Annotated in this window: 18 protein-coding genes and 1 pseudogene; 4 read left to right on the top strand and 15 right to left on the bottom strand. The window is 40.3% G+C overall.

Annotated features, from left to right (window positions below):
* Window positions 1-235, top strand: a pseudogene (locus LS71_RS05185) (methyl-accepting chemotaxis protein); the annotation flags it as partial.
* Window positions 236-312: 77 nt separating this feature from the next.
* On the opposite strand, the gene LS71_RS05180 reads toward LS71_RS05185, so the two are convergent.
* A complete protein-coding gene (locus tag LS71_RS05180) occupies window positions 313-1215 on the bottom strand; it encodes an aspartate carbamoyltransferase catalytic subunit (RefSeq protein WP_034356942.1) in 903 nt (300 codons plus the stop codon).
* Between LS71_RS05180 and LS71_RS05175 the strand changes: the two genes are divergently transcribed.
* The 3 genes from LS71_RS05175 to LS71_RS05165 are packed head-to-tail and all read left to right on the top strand — an operon-like array spanning window position 1206 to window position 3389.
* Complete coding sequence (locus LS71_RS05175; protein WP_238700336.1) at window positions 1206-1838, top strand: hypothetical protein; 633 nt, start codon at window positions 1206-1208, stop codon at window positions 1836-1838. The genes LS71_RS05180 and LS71_RS05175 overlap by 10 nt on opposite strands.
* A complete protein-coding gene (tlyA, locus tag LS71_RS05170) occupies window positions 1838-2569 on the top strand; it encodes a 23S rRNA (cytidine-2'-O)-methyltransferase TlyA (protein ID WP_034356938.1) in 732 nt (243 codons plus the stop codon). The genes LS71_RS05175 and tlyA overlap by 1 nt, the downstream gene beginning before the upstream one ends.
* Window positions 2538-3389: a bifunctional riboflavin kinase/FAD synthetase gene (locus tag LS71_RS05165; protein ID WP_034356936.1), complete on the top strand. Its 852-nt coding sequence runs from the start codon at window positions 2538-2540 to the stop codon at window positions 3387-3389. Before tlyA ends, LS71_RS05165 begins: the two co-directional genes overlap by 32 nt.
* An 80-nt stretch (window positions 3390-3469) precedes the next feature.
* Here the strand turns inward: LS71_RS05165 and LS71_RS05160 are convergent, their stop codons facing one another.
* The 14 genes from LS71_RS05160 to LS71_RS05095 form a co-directional block, all read right to left on the bottom strand.
* On the bottom strand, window positions 3470-4117 hold the full coding sequence (locus LS71_RS05160) for an outer membrane beta-barrel protein (RefSeq protein WP_034356934.1): 648 nt from the start codon (window positions 4115-4117) through the stop codon (window positions 3470-3472).
* A gap of 187 nt (window positions 4118-4304) precedes the next feature.
* Entirely contained in the window at window positions 4305-5165 is an 861-nt protein-coding gene (locus LS71_RS05155) for an ankyrin repeat domain-containing protein (protein WP_052058095.1), read from the bottom strand.
* Window positions 5162-5662 (bottom strand): HIT family protein, encoded by a 501-nt coding sequence (locus tag LS71_RS05150; RefSeq protein ID WP_034355627.1) that lies wholly within the window; start codon window positions 5660-5662, stop codon window positions 5162-5164. Before LS71_RS05150 ends, LS71_RS05155 begins: the two co-directional genes overlap by 4 nt.
* Window positions 5663-5671: 9 nt before the next feature.
* On the bottom strand, window positions 5672-7153 hold the full coding sequence (locus tag LS71_RS05145; protein ID WP_052058097.1) for a Mur ligase family protein: 1482 nt from the start codon (window positions 7151-7153) through the stop codon (window positions 5672-5674).
* 16 nt (window positions 7154-7169) lie between these two features.
* A complete protein-coding gene (locus LS71_RS05140; protein WP_034355628.1) occupies window positions 7170-7469 on the bottom strand; it encodes an acylphosphatase in 300 nt (99 codons plus the stop codon).
* The gene (locus LS71_RS05135; RefSeq protein WP_034355630.1) at window positions 7466-8278 is read right to left on the bottom strand and encodes an alpha/beta fold hydrolase; all 813 of its coding nucleotides are present in this window, start codon (window positions 8276-8278) and stop codon (window positions 7466-7468) included. Before LS71_RS05135 ends, LS71_RS05140 begins: the two co-directional genes overlap by 4 nt.
* Window positions 8279-8281: 3 nt before the next feature.
* Window positions 8282-9322 (bottom strand): D-alanine--D-alanine ligase, encoded by a 1041-nt coding sequence (locus LS71_RS05130; protein ID WP_034355633.1) that lies wholly within the window; start codon window positions 9320-9322, stop codon window positions 8282-8284.
* On the bottom strand, window positions 9319-12156 hold the full coding sequence (gene uvrA, locus LS71_RS05125) for an excinuclease ABC subunit UvrA (RefSeq protein ID WP_034355636.1): 2838 nt from the start codon (window positions 12154-12156) through the stop codon (window positions 9319-9321). The genes LS71_RS05130 and uvrA overlap by 4 nt, the downstream gene beginning before the upstream one ends.
* 51 nt (window positions 12157-12207) lie before the next feature.
* A complete protein-coding gene (serA, locus tag LS71_RS05120) occupies window positions 12208-13788 on the bottom strand; it encodes a phosphoglycerate dehydrogenase (protein ID WP_034355639.1) in 1581 nt (526 codons plus the stop codon).
* A 20-nt stretch (window positions 13789-13808) separates the two neighbouring features.
* Entirely contained in the window at window positions 13809-14273 is a 465-nt protein-coding gene (locus LS71_RS05115; protein WP_034355641.1) for a hypothetical protein, read from the bottom strand.
* A gap of 8 nt (window positions 14274-14281) precedes the next feature.
* Complete coding sequence (locus tag LS71_RS05110; RefSeq protein WP_194145665.1) at window positions 14282-15937, bottom strand: 30S ribosomal protein S1; 1656 nt, start codon at window positions 15935-15937, stop codon at window positions 14282-14284.
* 95 nt (window positions 15938-16032) lie between these two features.
* Complete coding sequence (locus LS71_RS05105) at window positions 16033-16854, bottom strand: 4-hydroxy-3-methylbut-2-enyl diphosphate reductase (protein WP_034355647.1); 822 nt, start codon at window positions 16852-16854, stop codon at window positions 16033-16035.
* Complete coding sequence (gene aroA / locus LS71_RS05100; protein WP_034355650.1) at window positions 16851-18161, bottom strand: 3-phosphoshikimate 1-carboxyvinyltransferase; 1311 nt, start codon at window positions 18159-18161, stop codon at window positions 16851-16853. The genes LS71_RS05105 and aroA overlap by 4 nt, the downstream gene beginning before the upstream one ends.
* 145 nt (window positions 18162-18306) lie before the next feature.
* Window positions 18307-18780 carry a zinc ribbon domain-containing protein gene (locus LS71_RS05095; RefSeq protein ID WP_034355653.1) on the bottom strand — a complete coding sequence of 158 codons (474 nt, stop codon included), beginning with the start codon at window positions 18778-18780 and terminating at the stop codon, window positions 18307-18309.
* Between the last annotated feature and the right edge of the window lie 286 nt (window positions 18781-19066).

Below are 19066 nucleotides of genomic sequence, written 5' to 3'. Positions count from 1 at the left end.
ATCTTTAGGAGAAATAGAGGCTAATACTAATTTATTAGTGCAAAGCATAAATGATATGGGAGAATCTATAAGAGAGCAAACTACTGGAGTAACTCAAATTAATGAAGCTATCTCTCATTTAGAATCTGTAACACAAGAAAATGTAGAAATAGCTAACTCTAGTGCAGAGATTTCTAAAAGAGTAGATACTGTAGCTAAAGACATATTAGATGATGTGAATAAGAAGAGGTTTTAGATTCTGTGGGTTATAGAATCTAGATTCTGTGTTTAGATTTTAAAGGCTGGATTCTGTAATCTCCCACGCCTCTGTATTTAAGCGCAAATGCAGAACTCAAGCACCGCCATGCGCACGCAAACGCCATTTGTAACCTGCTCTAGCACTTTGCAGCGCGCATCTTTAAGCACTTCATCATCGATATCAATATTTCTATGCACAGGCCCAGGGTGCAGCACAATCACTTCCCTATCGCCTAAAATTTCAGGCGTGAGGCAATATTGCGCCGCGTAATCCTTTAAAGAGCCATAAATTTGCTTATCATGCCGCTCTGTTTGTGTGCGCAGGCTCATAAACACATCAACTTCTTTAGCAATTTGGCGCAGATTATGCGAGACGCGTAATGTTGTGGGTGGGATAAAATGCGGTGGCGCGACCAAAATCACTTCCATACCAAAGCGGGTGAGCAGCTCAATATTGCTATTTGCCACGCGCGAGTTTTTTATATCACCAATAATGGCTATTTTTTTGCCCTTAAGATTATTTAAATCATTGCCAAAATGCTCTTTTAATGTGAGCAAATCAAGCAAAGCTTGCGTAGGGTGCGCGTGTGCGCCATCTCCGCCATTGATAATAGGGCAGCTCACTTGAGATTTGAGATAATATCCAGCTCCTGCATTTTTATGCCGAATAATAATCGCACTTGGATTCATCGCATTTAAATTTGCCGCCGTATCTGATATGCTCTCCCCCTTAGCTGTTGAGCTTTTACTCACATCAAGCCTCACAACATCAGCGCTCAAGCGCTTTGCTGCAATCTCAAAGCTTGAGAGTGTGCGCGTTGAGTTTTCAAAAAAAATCGTAATAATAGTCTTATTTCTTAGAATCTCCCTATGGCGCATATCTTTATAGACTTGGGCTTTGTTTAGGATAGATTCTATCTGTGAGGTTCGAATGTCGCTTGTGCGCAGCAGATGTCTGGGCGTGGGCTGTGAAGTCATGGCTTTCCTTTAAAGATAAAGTTTCATATTCTAGCAAACTTTATGATAAAATTCCTAAATACACAATCTATCAAGGGCTTAGGGTGCGGATATATAGTTTTTGTATCATCATGATATTTTTTGCTGGTTGCAGCGATTTTTATCGCTCAAATTTTGTGCATATTGCCTCTACGCATGATATCCCAAAGGTGGAGAAAACACTCAAAGAGCGGCAAATACAGGCTATGAGAAAATCCCAAATTTTAGAGCATAATCACACACGTGCTATAATGATTACGCATTATGTTAATGACATTGATGCGCATCTTGTAGATAAAAATGATGGTGAGGTGTTTTTTGTTGAAGTTTATGACAAAGAACACCAAATTAGCCAAAATCAGCTCACCTTTAAGCTCACTAATCCCTACAAAAGCATTCAAGCGCGCGCTATAAGCAAGCTTGCGCCAAATGAACTTGGCGCGCTAGCCCCTGATATAATATATAATGATGTGTATAAAGTAAGCTTTGAGCCAATAGGGCAGCGCGGTAGAGATGCGCTCAAGCTTTATGCACATATTGAAAATGTGGGGGATATGGTATTTGATTATGGTTATGCAAAACGCAAAAGCAATCTCACAAAATAATGCGACTTGATATATACATTAAATCCCTGCTCCACTCGCGCACCAAAGCCCAAGAAGCTATAGAATCTGGCTGCGTAAAAGTAAATGATAAAGTGATTTATAAAAGCTCCACACCGCTTGCTGCAGATGATAGAGTGCAGCTAGATTCTATAAAGCTCCAAAGCTTGCTAGTTGGGCGCGCAGGATATAAGCTAAGGGGATTTATAGAAGCATTAGTAAATGATAAAATATGGCAGCCAACGCACTTACAGCATAAAAGTGCGCTTGATGTTGGCTCAAGCACAGGGGGCTTTGCGGAAGTGCTTTTGCATTATGGGGTAAAAGATATTACTTGCGTTGATGTAGGCAAAAATCAGCTCCATGAAAAAATCCGCAAAGATACGCGTGTGAGAGTATTTGAGGAGTGTGATATACGCGATTTTATGGAGGATAGAATCTATGATATATTAGTGTGTGATGTGAGCTTTATCTCGCTTTATAAACTCATAGAGCATTTTAAAAGATTTGTGTGTCAAGAATTTATATGGCTTTTTAAGCCGCAATTTGAAGTGGGGCGCACGGCTAAAAGGGATAAAAAAGGCGTGATTAAAAATAGTCATTTGGTGCAAGAAACACTGCAAGCATTTTGCCAATATGCCGCCAAAGAGGGCTTTAATATCATAAGCGTAAAGCCTAGCGTGCTTAAAGGAAAGGACGGGAATGAGGAATTTTTTATCTATTCACAGCGATGAGCATATTTTAGGGCTAGCGCTTGGTAAATTTGATGGTATGCACTTAGCCCATAAGGAGCTATTTAAGCATTTAAATAAGCATTGTGCGCTACTTTGCATAGAAAGTCAGGGCTTATCGCTCACGCCTAATAAAGCGCCATATAGCCCTTGTGAGATTATTAGCGTGCATTTTGAGGATATAGCTAAATGGAGTGGGCAGCAATTTATCGCCACACTCACGCAGAAATTTCCAAATCTGCAAAAGCTTATCGTGGGCTATGATTTTTGCTTTGGCAAGGATAGGGCATTTAGCGCGAGTGATTTGCCGCATTTATTTCATGGAGAAATCATCATCGTGCCGCAATTTTGTATGCAAGGTGTGGGCGTGCATTCAAGCGTGATTAGAGAGCTTATACGCTATGGGGATATGGAGCTTGCAAATGCTATGCTTGGGCGGTATTATCACATACAGGGTGAAATTATCAAAGGACAGAATCTAGGTGCAAGGCAGCTCTATGCGACCATTAATCTGCAATCACAAAACTACATTTTACCCCAAGATGGCGTATATGCGAGCTTTACAGAGCTTGAGGGCGAGATTATGCCAAGTGTGTGCTTCATAGGACATCGCTTTAGCACCGATAGATGCTTTAGCATTGAAAGCCACATTCTTGATAGAAATCTTACATGCCGCGCCAACAATGCTAAGCTCTACTTTGTGCGTAAAATCCGCGATAATCAAAGTTTTAGCGATTTGACATTGCTTAAAAATCGCATAAGCAAGGATATTGCAACTGCTAAAGATATTTTGCACAATGCAAAGCAAAGCTGCATTGTATAAGGGCATAGTCTAGATTCTATAAATTACAGAATCTAGACTAATACTATAGAAGAGATATATAAAATTACACCAATTTCCCATCAAAAACTAAAAACATAGCGTAATGCAATGTTATAAGTTTGTTGGGCAGTTGATTTATATCTATCTCCAACTCTATATATATCATTTTCAGTAAAAGTTACATCAAGCAATTTGGTTGGCACAAAAGGCACTTTGATTGCCAGTTCAATACCATGATATTTAGCGATATTTGTCCGCAAACCTACGTTAAGATGAGCGCTAAAGCCAGTAGTTGTTACCTTTCCATAAGATTTAATAGTATTTATATTGGGACCACTCCAAGTATTAGCACCAAGTCCAATCCCCAAAAATGCACCAAAATCAATATCGCCTGTGAGAAAATTATAAAGTGTGTCGATATTGAGCGCGTAATTAGTAAGATTTGCTTTCACATTTTCTCCAGCTACCGTTGTCCCTGAAGTATTGAGAAAGTCTATATTAAAGTAATAGCGAATGCCAAAATCCTGTGTAAAAAATTGCTTATATCCTGCAATTAATCCATATGCAGCGCCATCGCGCTTAGTTGGTGTCTTTTCGCCATTGTATTCACTTATTGATTTTCCAGTACCATATCCAGCCTGAACTCCAACAAATAGACCACTCTCCTCTGCGCTAACACTAAAAAACAACCCGCCCATTGCCACTAAAGCAACAAATATTCTATTCACACTCTCTCCTTTATGTTTTTGTGCTTCTACACAAAGCCTTAAAACATACAATTATGCCCCCCCCCATTAAAAGTTTCTTAATTCTTTGGGAGTTAGCTTAAATTTAAAGGGGTAAAGAAAGTAATGTTTTGAGAAATCAAAAAAATGCTGTAAGAAATTTTAACCCTCTAGAGCGATATCGCAGAATCTACCACAAGCGTAGTTCTGCGTCTGTCTTTTTATACAGGCTGCGAGACTTGCCATCAAGTTCATATTCCACTGCAAAGCCATACTTGATGTTTGACACACCTGATTTTTTAATGCGCACATTCTCATAAGTATCGGTGGGAATTTTAAGGCTTGCAACCAATGCGCTTGAGCGCGGCGGAATAGTTTTATTCACCTCACTTTCGCTAATAAGCGTGCCATCAATATACAACGCCACATAGCTAATGGCTGCAAATTTATCACTTTCATTGCTGATATTAATATTTACGCTCCCCTGCCCGAGATTAAACGATGAGGCTTTAAGCGTAATATCGCTATTTTTGATGCTCACCGCAGGCAAAGAGCGAGTAGCCAAAATATAGCGCGCAGGCGTATCGCCCTTAAAATTTTCTGCATACATATCCGCGCCGTTTGATAAAAGCAGCTTTATCATTTCAGGATTTTTTTTCATTACCGCATAATGCAGCGGCGTATTGCCCAAATGCTCATCGGCTACTTTAACCTTAGCACCTTTTTTGATTAAGGCTTGAGCAAACTTAAGATTATTAAGTGCTACCACCTTAAGCAGCGGCGTCTCACCATGACAGACAGCATTCACATCAGCTCCACGCTCAATAAGTAAATATAAAATCTCCATATTTCCCTTACGCGCAGCATCATAAAGCGGTGTATTACCCCGCAAACGCGCCTCAATATCCGCACCCAAATTAATGCCCTTGCGCACTTCTGTGTAGTCATTACTAAAAAGCAAATAATTGTATCGGTCATTTGCCCCATAGCACGCCACCACCAAAAGCAAAGATAGAATCTTGGCTTGCCAAAGTAGTTTTATCCCGCTCATTTTTGCTCCTCTTGTGTGAAATGTTTCATACTTAGTGCCTTAAATCTCGCATACACACTATCAAAATCCATTCCATAAGTGCGTGCCTGCGCAATGCTTGTCATAAAGTTTGTATCGCCCAAATAACGCGGCACAAAGTGCATATGCAAATGCTCTGGTATGCCAGCGCCGCCAGCTTTTTTGATATTTAGCCCCATATTAATGCCCTGCGCACCATATTCATAAAGCATATCCATAGCCTTATATGAAAGGCTGTGCAAATGTAGCCATGTTTCTAGCGGCAGCATTTGAGGCGAATCACAATGCATTATGGGCAGCAGCATAAAATGCCCGGGCGTATAGGGGTAAAGATTCATCACGCCAAAGACTAGTGCATCGCGATAGATGATGTGATTTTGCTCATCATCTTGAGGATTTTGCGCCATTGCACAGAATATACAGCCCTGTGCGTGTGAGCCAAAGTATTTGCTCCGCCAAGGCGCGTAGATTCTATCCATTAGCTCTCCTTAAATATAGCTTGGCGCATCATTGCTAAAAAGCACCAAATCTCGCGGTTGCGAGCAGGATTTAAGCATATCTTCAAGCATTGCTTTATCTTTTAATATAATCTTTTGCGTGCGCTGTATGTGAGAAGATAGAATCTTAGCATTCAGCTCCCCTGTGATAATAGCAATATCAAACACCCCATCAATAGCGCGCGCTAGCTCGATATTAGCTTCCTTAGTGCTTTCGACGATGCCCGGCGTTACAATAATCTTTCTACCCTCATACAGCGAGGCTAGCCGAATGGCTTCTTTCATACCTTTAAGATTGCCATTAAAGCCATCATCAATAATCAGCTTTTGATTAATCTCAATCTTATTCAAGCGATGTGGGATAGGCTCTATGCGTTTAACCGCCCTTTGTATATCCTCAATCCTTAAGCCCAGCTCAACGCCCATATATATCGCCGCACTCAAATTAGTTACATTAAATCGCCCTAAAACCATTGTTTCAAAGCTGTACCATTCATTTTTGATACAAAGCTCAAATTTTGTGCCGCTTAAATCTGCCTCCACATTACGCACATGCTCTGGGAATGGCACAATTTTCTTTTGCAATTTTGTATCAAGGTGTTTTGGTATGGGATTATCTTTAAACACAAAGGCTTTTTTTAAACGCGTGCTTTGTAAAAGCTCAAATTTTGTCTCAATAATATTGTCTAGATTCTTAAAATATTCCAAATGCTGCTCGCCCACTTCGCCAATAACGGCATAATGTGGATTTAAAAAATGGCTAATAATAGCAATATCACCTTTTAAGCGCGCGCCTGCTTCGACTATATAAATTTCTGTAGTGTAGTCAAGATTTTGATTAATATCTGCAATAATGCCTGTGTAGGTATTTACACTGCGGGGAGTGGCGTAGATTCTATATTTTTCTTTGAGAATCTGGGCGAGGAAATTTTTGATACTCGTCTTGCCATAGCTGCCTGTTACGCCAATAATAATAAGCCGCGACATAATATCAAGCTTCTCTTTGGCTAGCACAATATAGCGATTAAGCAGCACACGCTCATAGATTCTAGAAATCACGCTGGCAAAGACAAGGGGCATTAAATCAAGCAATCCGCTATCAATATCAAGCAAAAAGCATAAGCTCTCATTTAAAAGCATAAAAATAAAAAATATAATGAAAAATTTCACTACCCTTGGTGTGAAGTTAAGCTTTTTATCAAGCTTAATAGACCACACAATGATAGATAAAAAATACAGCACGCTTAGGGCTATAAGTATGTAATCTCCCACAGGCGTAGGGATAAAAAATGCGCCAACATACACAATAACTGGCACAATAAAATAATACAAATGCCACAAACGCTTATGGTGCATAAAAAACACACGCTTAAAGCTGTAATTATACCATTGCAAATTGGTCATACCATAATAGGCAAGACACAGCACAAATACCCATTGCGCTATAGTATCAATGATAAACATATTCTCCATATTATTACTATACCCCTTATATTAGAATCTTAAAATCAGTAAATAATTCCTCTGTAGCTAAGATTTGCACATCTATGCCCTCTACCTTACTTTTTGCGTTGCCAATTTTAAGTGCCTCATAAAGCGGGAGCAAATCCTCCTCATATCCTTGCGCTACCACACGCACACTTCCATTTTCAAGATTACGCACATGCCCATAGAGCTTTTTATCATGTGATTTGCTTTGATTAAGCTCATCAACTTGCGCTTTTACAAATTTGCGAAACCCCACGCCCTGCACTTTGCCAAATACTAAAAATTCCTTGCATACTCTCACGCCACACCCCTGTATAGATTCTCAATCTGCTTGCCCTGCTCAAGGAAAAAGTAATGCCCGCCCTCCATAGCAAAAAATCGACTATTTTTAATAAGATTTGCTATTTGCTTGCCACTTGCAAGCGGCGTAGCGCTATCATCTTTACCCCAAAAAATGCTAGCCCTACCCTCATACGCGCTAAAAAATGATGAAAAATCCTCATCTACCACATTTTTAAATGTCGCATACATAGCTTCATTCATCGCGCTCACATCGCTTGAACGAAAGATTTTGCCAAAGGCGCTAAGCCCTAGTTTATTGCATATCTTTGCTAGAGCGATTTTGCAGCGCACTTTTAAAGACTTTGGCACTCTAATGCCAGCAGAAGAAAGCAAAATAAGCTCCTTTGGCTCACACAGCAGCGCTACTTTCCCCCCAAAGCTATGCCCCACAAAAATGCAATCTTTTATCGCAGGGCTATTAATGGCGCGCAAAAAATCTTTAATAATTTGCGCATAATCCTGCGTGCGCAAAATAGTGTCATTTGGGCTATTGCCAAAGCCGGGCATATCCACATATATATGCTCATAATCCCTAAAGCACTGCCCAAAAGCCATTTTCATAATATCCTTATTACTCCCCCACCCATGCAAAAAAACAATACTTTGCACGCTTTTAGCATCTGCTATAGAATCTAGCGTGCCTTGCGCTGCGCTAGATTCTATATGGCTAGATTCTGTATGAGTTGCTCCCCGCATAGAATCTGCAAATAATTTCTCATAGCTTATATCAAAAAAATGGCTTTGATACTCTATGCGCCTTTGTGCCATAAATCATTTTCCCTTTGCGTGATGAATTTGCTCTATATATTTATAGCTTACCTTGATAGAATGTTTTTTTGGCAAATTATGGGCTAAATCTGTTATCACACCAGCAAAGTCCGCAAAGAGATAATTTGCCATAGAGCCCGGGATAGGATTAATTTCATTCAAATACACCTCATCATCAATCACAAAAAAATCACATCTAATGAGCGCACCCTCAAAGGCATTTTCATAAAGACGCGCAAAACACGCTTGCAGCTTTGCCTCAAGCTCACTGCTTATATCTGCTTTCAACACCTGCGCCGTGCGCGAAAAATCTAAATATTTATGCTCAAAATCAAGCAATTCTTTCTTGCTTGGCTCTTCAATAATAGAATATTCAAATCCACCCGCAAGCTTACAGCCAGCTAGATTATACTCTTTCACGCCACTTCTAAAGCCCTCCACAACAATGCAATCATCATACTCAAAAGCCAAATCCATTGCATAATCTAGCTGCGCGCTATCATTCACCACACTCACACCTATGGAGCTGCCTAGTCGTGCGGGCTTTAAAATAAGCGGATAGGATAAATGCTTAATCTCCCTATGCTCGCGCGTAAGAAGCTCATAAGGAAGCACATTTACTCCGCGACTTTGCGCATAAAGTTTGGTTAGGGCTTTATTAAAGCTCATCACGCTAGATTCTATACGAGGACCTATGAAATGCAATCCATAAAAATCAAGCAGCGCGCTTATAGTGCCATCTTCGCCATCTGCGCCGTGTATAAGGTTAATAATAGTATTTGGCACAATTGCCTTAAAACCAAAAAGCGTTTTTTTCACAAACGCGCCTCTATGGGTAAAGAGTTCTACGCATTTTTTATAATCGCCTGCACTAAAAAATGTTGATTTCATAGAATCTGCAGGGATTAGATAGAATCTATGCGCGCTGTCTAAAAATATAAAATGGCAGATTCTATCGCCTAGCACTTTTTTTAGCGCAATAGCGCTCACAATACTAATTTCATGCTCAAAGCTTAATCCCCCAAACAAAATATCAAATTTCATTTTTTCCCCTTTTGTAATTGCTTATCCCGCGCTAATTCTTGGGCGAGAAACTTTCCTGTATAGCTGCCTGTTTTAGTGTGATTATGACTTATATGCGCCACAGAGCCGCAATCCACAATCTTACCTCCGCCAAAGCCGCCCTCTGGTCCAATATCAATAATATAATCAGCGTTTTTAATCATATCTAAATTATGCTCAATCACAATCACAGAATTGCCCAAATCTACCAAATGATGCAACACTTTTGTGAGCCTATCCACATCGGCAAAATGTAAGCCTGTAGTTGGCTCATCAAGCACATAGAGTGTTTTACCTGTATCTTTGCGGCTTAATTCTTTGGCTAATTTTATCCTTTGGGCTTCCCCACCGCTTAGCGTAATGGCATTTTGCCCAAGTGTAATATAACCTAACCCCACATCTTGCAGCGTTTGCAGCCTTGAGGCAATGCGCGGCACTTTGGCAAAAAACTCTAACGCGCTATCTACACTCATATCTAGCACATCAGCGATATTTTTGCCCTTATAGGCAATCTCTAGCGTTTGAGGATTATATTTTGCACCCTTACACGCATCGCATTTAACCATTACATCTGGCAAAAAGTGCATTTCAATTTTGATTTCACCTTCACCCTGGCATTTCTCGCACCGCCCACCTTTGACATTAAAACTAAAGCGTCCCACGCTATAGCCGCGCAGTTTAGATTCTTTCACCTCTGCAAAAAGCGCGCGTATATCGTCCATAACACCTGTGTAAGTGGCTGGGTTACTTCTAGGCGTGCGCCCTATGGGGCTTTGGTCTAAATAAATGACTTTATCCAAATACTCTAAGCCCATTATCTCTACACCATCGCACTTTTGTACCTTTTTGGCATTATTTAATAGCTCCTGCGCCACAGGGAGCAGCGTTTGCAAAATAAGCGAGCTTTTACCGCTGCCACTCACGCCTGTTACGCACACAAACTGCGATAATGGTATTTTCACATGGAGATTTTTAATATTATTAATATTTACATTTTTAAGCTCTAGCCATTGCTTAATAGTGCGCTTATGGGGATAGGAGATAATTTTTGCGCCTTTAATATAATCTGCTGTGAGCGTTTGAGATTTTAAAAGCTCTTTCACACTACCGCTAAAGACCACTTCCCCGCCTCTTAGACCCGCTTCAGGTCCAATATCCACCACAAAATCAGCATGTAAAATTGTCTCTTTATCATGCTCTACAACAATCACGCTGTTGCCCTTTTCTTGCAGGCTTTTTAATGTCTTAATAAGACGCAGAGTGTCGCGCTCATGCAGCCCGATACTTGGCTCATCAAGCACATACATCACGCCTGTTAGCCCGCTGCCAATTTGCGAGGCTATGCGTATGCGTTGAGACTCCCCACCGCTAATGCTTCTAGCATCACGCCCCAATGTGAGATAACCTAACCCCACATCATAGAGAAAAAATAGCCTCTCACGGATTTCTTTTAAAATAGGTTGAGCGATGAAATGCTCTTGCTCGCTTAAATAATTAAAGCGCATATCATCTGCAAAAAATGTATGCACCTTTTCAATGGGCATACTTATAAGCTCCCCTATGCCAAGCCCTGCGACTTTCACGCTTAAAGATGGCAGTTTCAGGCGGCTACCATGACAAGTGGGGCATATTTTTTCAGTGGTGTAATCACCCAAATCTTTATCGTCCTTAAACATATCATACGCAATTTGCAAAATCCCCTTCCAAGGTCGCTTTAATTTGCTACTTTTCCAAGTGATTTCAACTTCCTCATTGCAGCCATATAAAAGCGCGCTTTGCTGCTGGCTTGTCAAATCCTCAAAGCTTTTAGCCGGATTAATCTTTGCGCTCTTGCAAAAGGCATAAAAAAGCTCCGCATAATAATTGCGATTAAAGCCAAAAATAATTTTAATCCCACCCTTATTAAGTGGCTGTGATTTATCCAAAATCTTTTTAATATCAATAGCATATTTTGCTCCAAGTCCCAAACAATCCTCGCACGCGCCTTTAGGAGAATTAAACGAAAAGGCTAGCGGCTCTAGCTCCTCAAAACTCACCTTGCACTTAAAGCAAGCAAAATGCAAAGAATAATGCAAAAGCTTTTTTTCATCATTATGCACAAGCTCTACTTCAATCTCGCCATAAGATTCTTTGAGTGCTTTCTCCACACCCTGCGCAATACGCGTGTGATTATCAGGATTTAGCGTAACTCTATCAATAACTACTTTAATAGTATGCTTTTTATTTTTTGCAAGCTCAAATTCCTCATCAAGCCGCACAATCACGCCATCAACCATAGCGCGCACATAGCCCTTTTGGCGTAAAGATTCTATCTTATCAGCAAAGCTGCCTTTTTTTTCTTTCACAATCGGAGCAAGCAAGGTAAGCTTAGATTCTAAAGGCAAAGATAGAATCTGCTTAATCACATCAGTTTGACTCATATGTGAGATTCTATCCCCACAAATATGGCAATACTGCACGCCCACGCGCGCATAAAGCAGGCGAAAATAATCATAAATTTCAGTGATAGTGCCGACAGTGGAGCGAGGGTTTTTACTCGTTGTCTTTTGGTCGATAGCAATAGCAGGGGTTAGCCCCTCAATCTTATCCACATCAGGCTTGCCCACTTTATCCAAAAACTGCCGCGCATAGCTTGATAAAGATTCTATATATCGCCGCTGTCCTTCTGCATAAAGCGTATCAAAGGCAAGTGTAGATTTACCTGAACCAGATAAGCCTGTGAAAACAACAAGCTTATTTTTTGGAATGCTTAAATTAATATTTTTAAGATTATGCTCGCGCGCACCTGTAATGTGGATATGATTGTAATCTTTCAATGATAATCCTTGCTGTTGGCTTGGCTACTTTTATAAATTTAAGGCTAGATTCTATAAATTGACCACTTTTATGCCTAAGCATGCTGGTATTTGCTTAAGCTGCTCTAGCGCGATGTTTGGCACGATAGAATCTACCAATATCACTGCCATTGCCTCTTTATTTTGCCGCGCTAAGCGAAAGTCTGCGATATTTACTTGATGATTGCCCAAAATACTCCCTACAAGTCCTACAACGCCGGGCACATCGGTATTTCTAAAAAATATCATTCTGCCCTTTGGCTCAATATCAAATTGAAATTGATTAATAGAAGTAATGCGCAAATGCCTATCCTCAAACACCGCACCGCTAAAAGTAATGCTTTCACTCTGCGTGCTTAAGGTGATATAAATATGATTTTTATAAGTCTCGCTTTCTTGCTTGAGCGTTGTTTTCACATCTATGCCGCGCTCTTTAGCTACAAATGGCGCATTGACATAATTAATCTTATCGCCCAAACTCGCATTAAGCGCACCAACAAGCGCAAAAGTCTGTAGAGAATCCCCATATGCGCTAATCTCGCCCTGCGCCTCTATATGAATAGAAGTGATAACGCCCTGATTTGCCTGCGCGCATAAAAAGCCTAGCTTTTGAGTAAGCTCTAAATAGGGCTTTACCACTTGTGGCAGTTCAGATTCTCTAATGGGGAGATTAAGCGCATTGGGATAGCTTGAGCCTTTGGCAGCTTCTATGGCAGCCTCTGCGGCTTGGATGGCAATTTGCTCTTGAGATTCTAAAGTATTAGCTCCGATGTGCGGGGTTACATACACATTTGGCAAATCAAGTAAGGGGTTATTTGTCGCTGGCTCTTTGCTAAAGACATCAATGCCCGCCCATTTGACTTTCCCACTTTTTAAAGCATCATATAAATCCTGCTCATTATACAGCTCGCCGCGCGCGCAATTAATGAGGATAACGCCATCTTTCATTTGCGCAATTTGCTTAGCAGTAATCATATTTTTAGTTTGCGCATTTTTAGGCGTATGAATAGTAATAATATCACATGCCAAAATATCATTAAAATCGCTCGTGTAGCCTATACCCACATCAGTAGCTTTTGATGGCAAAATATAGGGGTCATAGGCTAGCACTTCCATTTCAAACGCCTTTGCTCTAAGCCCCACGCGCGAGCCGATATTGCCAAAGCCTATGATGCCAAGCTTTTTGCCCTTTAGCTCAATGCCATACCAATCCTCTCTTTTCCATTTGCGCTCTATTTTAAGCTGCGCATTGGCGCCGGGAAAATTCCTCACAGCATTAATCAAGTGAGCCATTGTTAATTCCACAGCGGCAATGGTATTAGCAGTAGGCACATTCATCACTACAATACCCTTGCGTGAGCAGCCATCAATATCAACATTATCCACGCCCACACCTGCGCGCACTACCGCTCTTATTTTACCCGAATGGGCGAGGAAGCGCTCATCTACATCAGTTGAACTTCTTGTAATCACCACATCTGCGCTAGCAATGCGCTCTAATAATTCATCTTTAGGCAAAGAAGCAAGATTTTCCATCACAATATCGCCTTGAGATGCAAGCAAATCAAGCCCGCTTTGATGAATATGGTCGCACACAATCACTTTATATGTCATTCTCACTCCTTTAACATTATTTACTGCACGCTATAATTTAAGCGATAATACTTTAAATCCGCTAAAAGCTTTTCATACATCGCCTCGTCGCTTAAAAATACCATAAGTTTTAGGGTATTGCCAGATTTATAATAAGCAGATTCTATATTATTTTGCGCAAGCACTTGTTTAACGCAAGCAAACTTATACTCATCAAGCTCATCAATGCTAATAGCAGAGGGCATAGCCTTTTTAGAATCTTTATTAGCAAAATCAAAGCGCACGCTAAGTTCTGTGGCTGGATAAGCATAAGGAAGCTCATCGGCACTTGATAGCGAGCTTAGCCAATTCTCATCTGGAGCAGTTGCAGCTTGCTCTACCTTTGGAAACTCTATGGGTTGAGCCTCAAATGCTGGACCTATAGATATTTTATCAAGGTATAAAACACCATAAATCGCCGCGCTCAACACCGCCAAAAGCCCTGCAACAAATGCTAGCTTTTTCATCTACTCTCCTACAAGCGATTTTTAAGCTTATCTCCAAGTGTCATTTTTTCCTCTACATTAAAGGCTTTGAGCGTTTCTTTCTCTTTTTGTCGCTCCAATCTTTTTATCGATGCCCTCACCTTATTATTTTCCTCATCAATGTGAGCAATCACGCATTCAATCTCATCGCCTACTTTTAATTCATCTTTTTTAAGGGGATAAATATCCTCATTGCGAATAAGTGCTTCCATTTCATCAATTTTCACAAATAATCCAAAATCCTTAATATCACTCACACACCCGCGCGCCACATCATCAACCTTATACTTTTTGGCAAATTCACTCGCTGGAGAATGCTCTAGGAGCTTTTTAGATAAAGATACGCGCTCATTTTCTTTATCAATTTTAATAATTTTTACTTCTACTTCATCACCTACTTTTAATTCATCTTTGCATTTAAGATTTTTATCCCAATACGCGTCTTCATTGTGCAAAAGCCCATCAACGCCACCTAGATTAATAAACGCGCCAAAGTCTGTAAGCGTAGCCACTTTGCCTTTAATAACATTTCCTACTTGATGTGTTTTAGCAAACTGCACAAAAGGCTTATCGAGAAGTTTTTTGAGCGAAACGCGCAATTTTTTATTTTGTGTATCAATCTCGATAATTTCTACATCAATTTCCTGCCCAAGTGTCAAATAACTCGATGGGTGCTTGATATTTTTATCCCATGAGATTTCAGAAATGTGCAAAAATCCCTCAATATCATTTCCCAAATCCACAAACACACCATAAGGCTCGATATTGCTCACACTCACTTTAATTGCATAGCCCACTTCTAGTTCTTTTTCTATCTCTTTCCATGGGTCATCAGCAAGGGCTTTCATAGAAAGTGCTAAGCGGCGTTTTTTCTCATCATAGCCAAGTACTTTTACCATGACTTCATCGCCCTCTTTAAAGCTCTTTGAAGGATTTACCGGTCCTTTATGGCTAAGCTCCGTATAATGCACAAGTCCCTCTACGCCGCACACCTCAACAAATATACCAAAAGTGGCAATTTTAGTAATAATGCCCTTTTGCACGCTCTGCTCCCCTGTGAGCTTAGCGCTTACTGCTTGACGATTTTTATCATCAAGTTCAAAAAACCTTTTACGCGATACGATGATAGAATTATTTTCCTTATCCACATTCACAATGGCTACTTTGTAGATTCTATCTATGGCATTATCACCATCTTTGATTGCAGAATCTCGGCGTGGCAAAAACACATCAACGCCATCATATTCCATAATGAAGCCGCCCTTATTTTTCTTAATAATCTTAGCTTCAATCACTTTATCTTGGTAATCATCGCCCATTTGCGCGATTTTCTCTGCAATTCTTTTGTTTTTCAATACTTTTTTATACGAAGCATTCAGCCTCCCGCCTCTTGTAGGGGTAACAAACACTTCAATTTTATCATTTTTATTAAATAATAAATTGCCCTGCTCGTCTGTTATTTCGCTCACTCTAAGGGTCGCTTCTGATTTTTCATTAGCAATAGCCACCATTGCATATTCATCATTAATGGCTACAATCTCGCCTAATTGTATTGCACCCGCGACAGCCCTTTCCTCGCTCGCTTCAAGCAATTTTGCAAAATCTTCTTCTTCGCTGAATAAATCATCATTCTCCAAATTGACCAACATTAATACCCTTTGTGCGTAAAATTAAATTCGCAGATTCTACCAAAGCAAACCTTGCCATAACTTAAGAAATCTCCGCGCGATTGTAAAGATTGCTAAATTTGTTCTATTTTTGCCTGCACACGTTGTATAATCCAATCAGGCGTAGAAGCTCCCGCAGTTATCCCGCATAATGTTTTATTATGAAACCACATAGAATCTAGCTCATTTTCATCTTCTACCAAATAGCTATCCGCGCAGTGTGTTTGGGCGATTTTAAGCAGCTGCTTTGTGTTTGAAGAGTTTTTCCCCCCCACAATAATCATAATATCCACTTCTTGGCTTAGCTCATCGACTGCGGATTGATTTTCAAATGTCGCATTGCAAATGGTATTAAACACGCGACATTCATTCACCCTTGAAGCAAGATAAGCTGCAATCTTGCCAAACTGCTCTGGCTGCTTGGTTGTTTGGGAGACAAGCGCTACTTTTTTACTAAATGTCAAATCATAAAGCTCCTCAAGCTTTGCTACAATAATCACATTCTCCCCATAGCTTGCCACGCCCTTTACTTCGGGGTGATTACTATCGCCAAAGATAATGATTTGATAATTTTCCTGCGACATTTTTTCTACAATATTTTGCGGCTTTGTAACAAAGGGACAAGTCGCATCTACTATGCGTATTTGCTGGGATTTTAGCGTTTGCAAATCACCTTTGGTAATGCCATGCGTGCGCACAATCACGCTTTTAGAATCTTGAGCTTGAGCGAGCGTCTCACTTAAACTTACATCAAAATCCTTTTGCAATCGCTCAATTTCTTTAGCATTATGTATTAAAGGTCCAAAGGTCGTAGCGTGCCTATTGCGCTCGGCAATTTGAATGGCGCGCTTTACCCCAAAGCAAAATCCATATTTTTTTGCCACTTTTACTTTCATACTTTCTCCCCATAATTAGTTACATTGGTGATGTGAGAAAGCAGCTCCAAAAAATTAGGGAAAGATACATCAATACAGCCACTATCCTCTATCTCTACCCCGCAGCTAAGCCCTGCAATAGCAAAACTCATAGCAATGCGATGGTCGCCAAAAGAATTAATCCTAGCCTTTTTAAGCTCCCCGCCATGCACACCAAATCCATCTTCAAACTCCTCGCACTCAATGCCCATAGCACGCAGATTGCTCACCACAGCATAGATTCTATCGCTCTCTTTTACTCTTAATTCTTTAGCATTTCGCACTTCACTATACCCTTTTGCCACAGCAAAGCACACACTAAGGGCTGGGATTTCATCAATGAGCCACGCGATTTTTTCACTCACTTTAATAGCCCTTAAAGCCCCACCCTGCACCTCAATATCCCCTACTTCCTCATAAGTGGCAGACTGATGAATGTAGGCTATCTTAGCGCCCATAGATTCTAAAACCTTAAAAGCCTCAATGCGCGTTTTATTTAAAAGCACATTTTTAAGCACCACTTTTGCGCCCACCACGCAAGCTGCCACAGCAAAGTAAAATGCACTTGATGGGTCAGCTGGGATATGTATATGAAAAGATTCTAATTTTTTATCCTGCGCGTTAATCTCCACTTCATAGCCGCCATCTGCGCACTCTTTGGTGCTTATATCCACACCCATGCCGCTTAACATATTTTCTGTGTGATTGCGGCTTAAAGTTGGCTCATAGAATCTAGACACACCATGCGTGTGCAGGCTTGCTAAAATCATCGCACTTTTTACCTGCGCTGAAGCGATATGACTTTTATAGTAAAAAGGCTGCAAAGTAGAACCCATAATACTTAAAGGCGCATAGGCATTGTTTTCTCTCCCCCAAATGCGCGCACCAATATTATTTAAAGGCTCAATCACACGCCGCATCGGGCGTGCATTCAAATACACATCACCACTTAGCACAAAATGCCCTTTCACACCGCTTAAAAGCCCAGCATACAGCCGCATACCTGTGCCAGCATTACCGCAATCAAGCACGCAAGATGGCTCTTGTATGCCTGCTTGCGGAGGCGTGAGGGTAAGCGTATCGCCATTTTGCTCCACCTGTAAGCCTAGAGTGCGCGCGATATTAAGCGTATGGAGCGTATCTTCCCCCATAAGATAGCCGCTTACCTCACATCGCCCATTGGCTAAAAGAGCAAACATCGCCGCACGATGAGAGATAGACTTATCTGTAGCAATGCCTTGAATTTCGCGCTCAAAGTGCTTTGCCGCAGCGATTGTAGTTATGCGCATAAATTTTACTACCTCTTAAAACGTATTAAACACGACAGTATGACAGATATAGCACCATAGCATAATTGAGCGAAAAATACCCATACTAATTCCTTCAATATACCTAGGTTTCAACCTAAAGTTATTTTTATCAATTTTAAATAATCTAATCTAGAATCTTTTTGCCACATTTTCCACAAAAGTTTGCAACTTTTTCATTCTCTGTGCCACAATGGATACAATAAATTCTATCTCGCATGCTAGTAGTCTCTGGTTCTATGGTTTCAATATTTGTAACATTACCATTTGCAGCCCCACTGGTTTCTGTATTAGTGTTCCGCGATTTCTTCCTATGATACCTCTGTGCTATTTTATAACCAATAAAAAGTTCTAAAGCAGATATAATGAGCCCAATAAGCATAGCTACATCAGACCCAACTATAAACGCAAAAATCTGAAGCATACAACACAACAAGATGACAATGATGATAATGCTGCATAGATACCTTATCCATTTTCTTTTTGCAAAAAAAATCCCATACATTACGAGCGCACTTATGAAACAACCAATCACAAGATTTATAAAAAAAGCAAGAGCTACGACAAAGCACTCCAACATAAATACACTCACGGTACCCACATTTTTCTCCTCAATAACAAATGGCAAGACAACTGAGCTAAAATAAAATTTTTAGAAATCAAAGACTGTGTCCATTATAAAATGAACTTTCTATATTTCTACTTAAAAGCCTTGATATCAAAAAAGGCTATCTGAACTTGTCTACGGTCATACCATTGTTCATTTGTTCATCGCAAATGTACACCTTGCCGAAATGCCTGCATACAGACTCTAACAAGAGCCTAAATAAACCTTACACTTTAGATTCTATAAGTTAGTTTCTACAAATATTCTATATGAGCGTTTA

Source organism: Helicobacter jaachi (assembly GCF_000763135.2).
Classification (GTDB): Bacteria; Campylobacterota; Campylobacteria; order Campylobacterales; family Helicobacteraceae; genus Helicobacter_C; species Helicobacter_C jaachi.
This window is presented reverse-complemented; position numbering and strand designations above follow the sequence as displayed.

Excerpts from the sequence above, each read along its gene's own strand:
- LS71_RS05150 (WP_034355627.1), bottom strand. The coding sequence starts at position 5,662 with ATGGATAGAATCTACGCGCCTTGGCGGAGCAAATACTTTGGCTCACAC.
- LS71_RS05135 (WP_034355630.1), bottom strand. The coding sequence starts at position 8,278 with ATGGCACAAAGGCGCATAGAGTATCAAAGCCATTTTTTTGATATAAGC.
- LS71_RS05115 (WP_034355641.1), bottom strand. The coding sequence starts at position 14,273 with ATGAAAAAGCTAGCATTTGTTGCAGGGCTTTTGGCGGTGTTGAGCGCG.
- LS71_RS05145 (WP_052058097.1), bottom strand. The coding sequence starts at position 7,153 with ATGGAGAATATGTTTATCATTGATACTATAGCGCAATGGGTATTTGTG.
- tlyA (WP_034356938.1), top strand. The coding sequence starts at position 1,838 with ATGCGACTTGATATATACATTAAATCCCTGCTCCACTCGCGCACCAAA.
- LS71_RS05105 (WP_034355647.1), bottom strand. The coding sequence starts at position 16,854 with ATGAAAGTAAAAGTGGCAAAAAAATATGGATTTTGCTTTGGGGTAAAG.
- LS71_RS05165 (WP_034356936.1), top strand. The coding sequence starts at position 2,538 with ATGAGGAATTTTTTATCTATTCACAGCGATGAGCATATTTTAGGGCTA.
- aroA (WP_034355650.1), bottom strand. The coding sequence starts at position 18,161 with ATGCGCATAACTACAATCGCTGCGGCAAAGCACTTTGAGCGCGAAATT.
- serA (WP_034355639.1), bottom strand. The coding sequence starts at position 13,788 with ATGACATATAAAGTGATTGTGTGCGACCATATTCATCAAAGCGGGCTT.
- LS71_RS05130 (WP_034355633.1), bottom strand. The coding sequence starts at position 9,322 with ATGAAATTTGATATTTTGTTTGGGGGATTAAGCTTTGAGCATGAAATT.
- LS71_RS05155 (WP_052058095.1), bottom strand. The coding sequence starts at position 5,165 with ATGAGCGGGATAAAACTACTTTGGCAAGCCAAGATTCTATCTTTGCTT.
- LS71_RS05180 (WP_034356942.1), bottom strand. The coding sequence starts at position 1,215 with ATGACTTCACAGCCCACGCCCAGACATCTGCTGCGCACAAGCGACATT.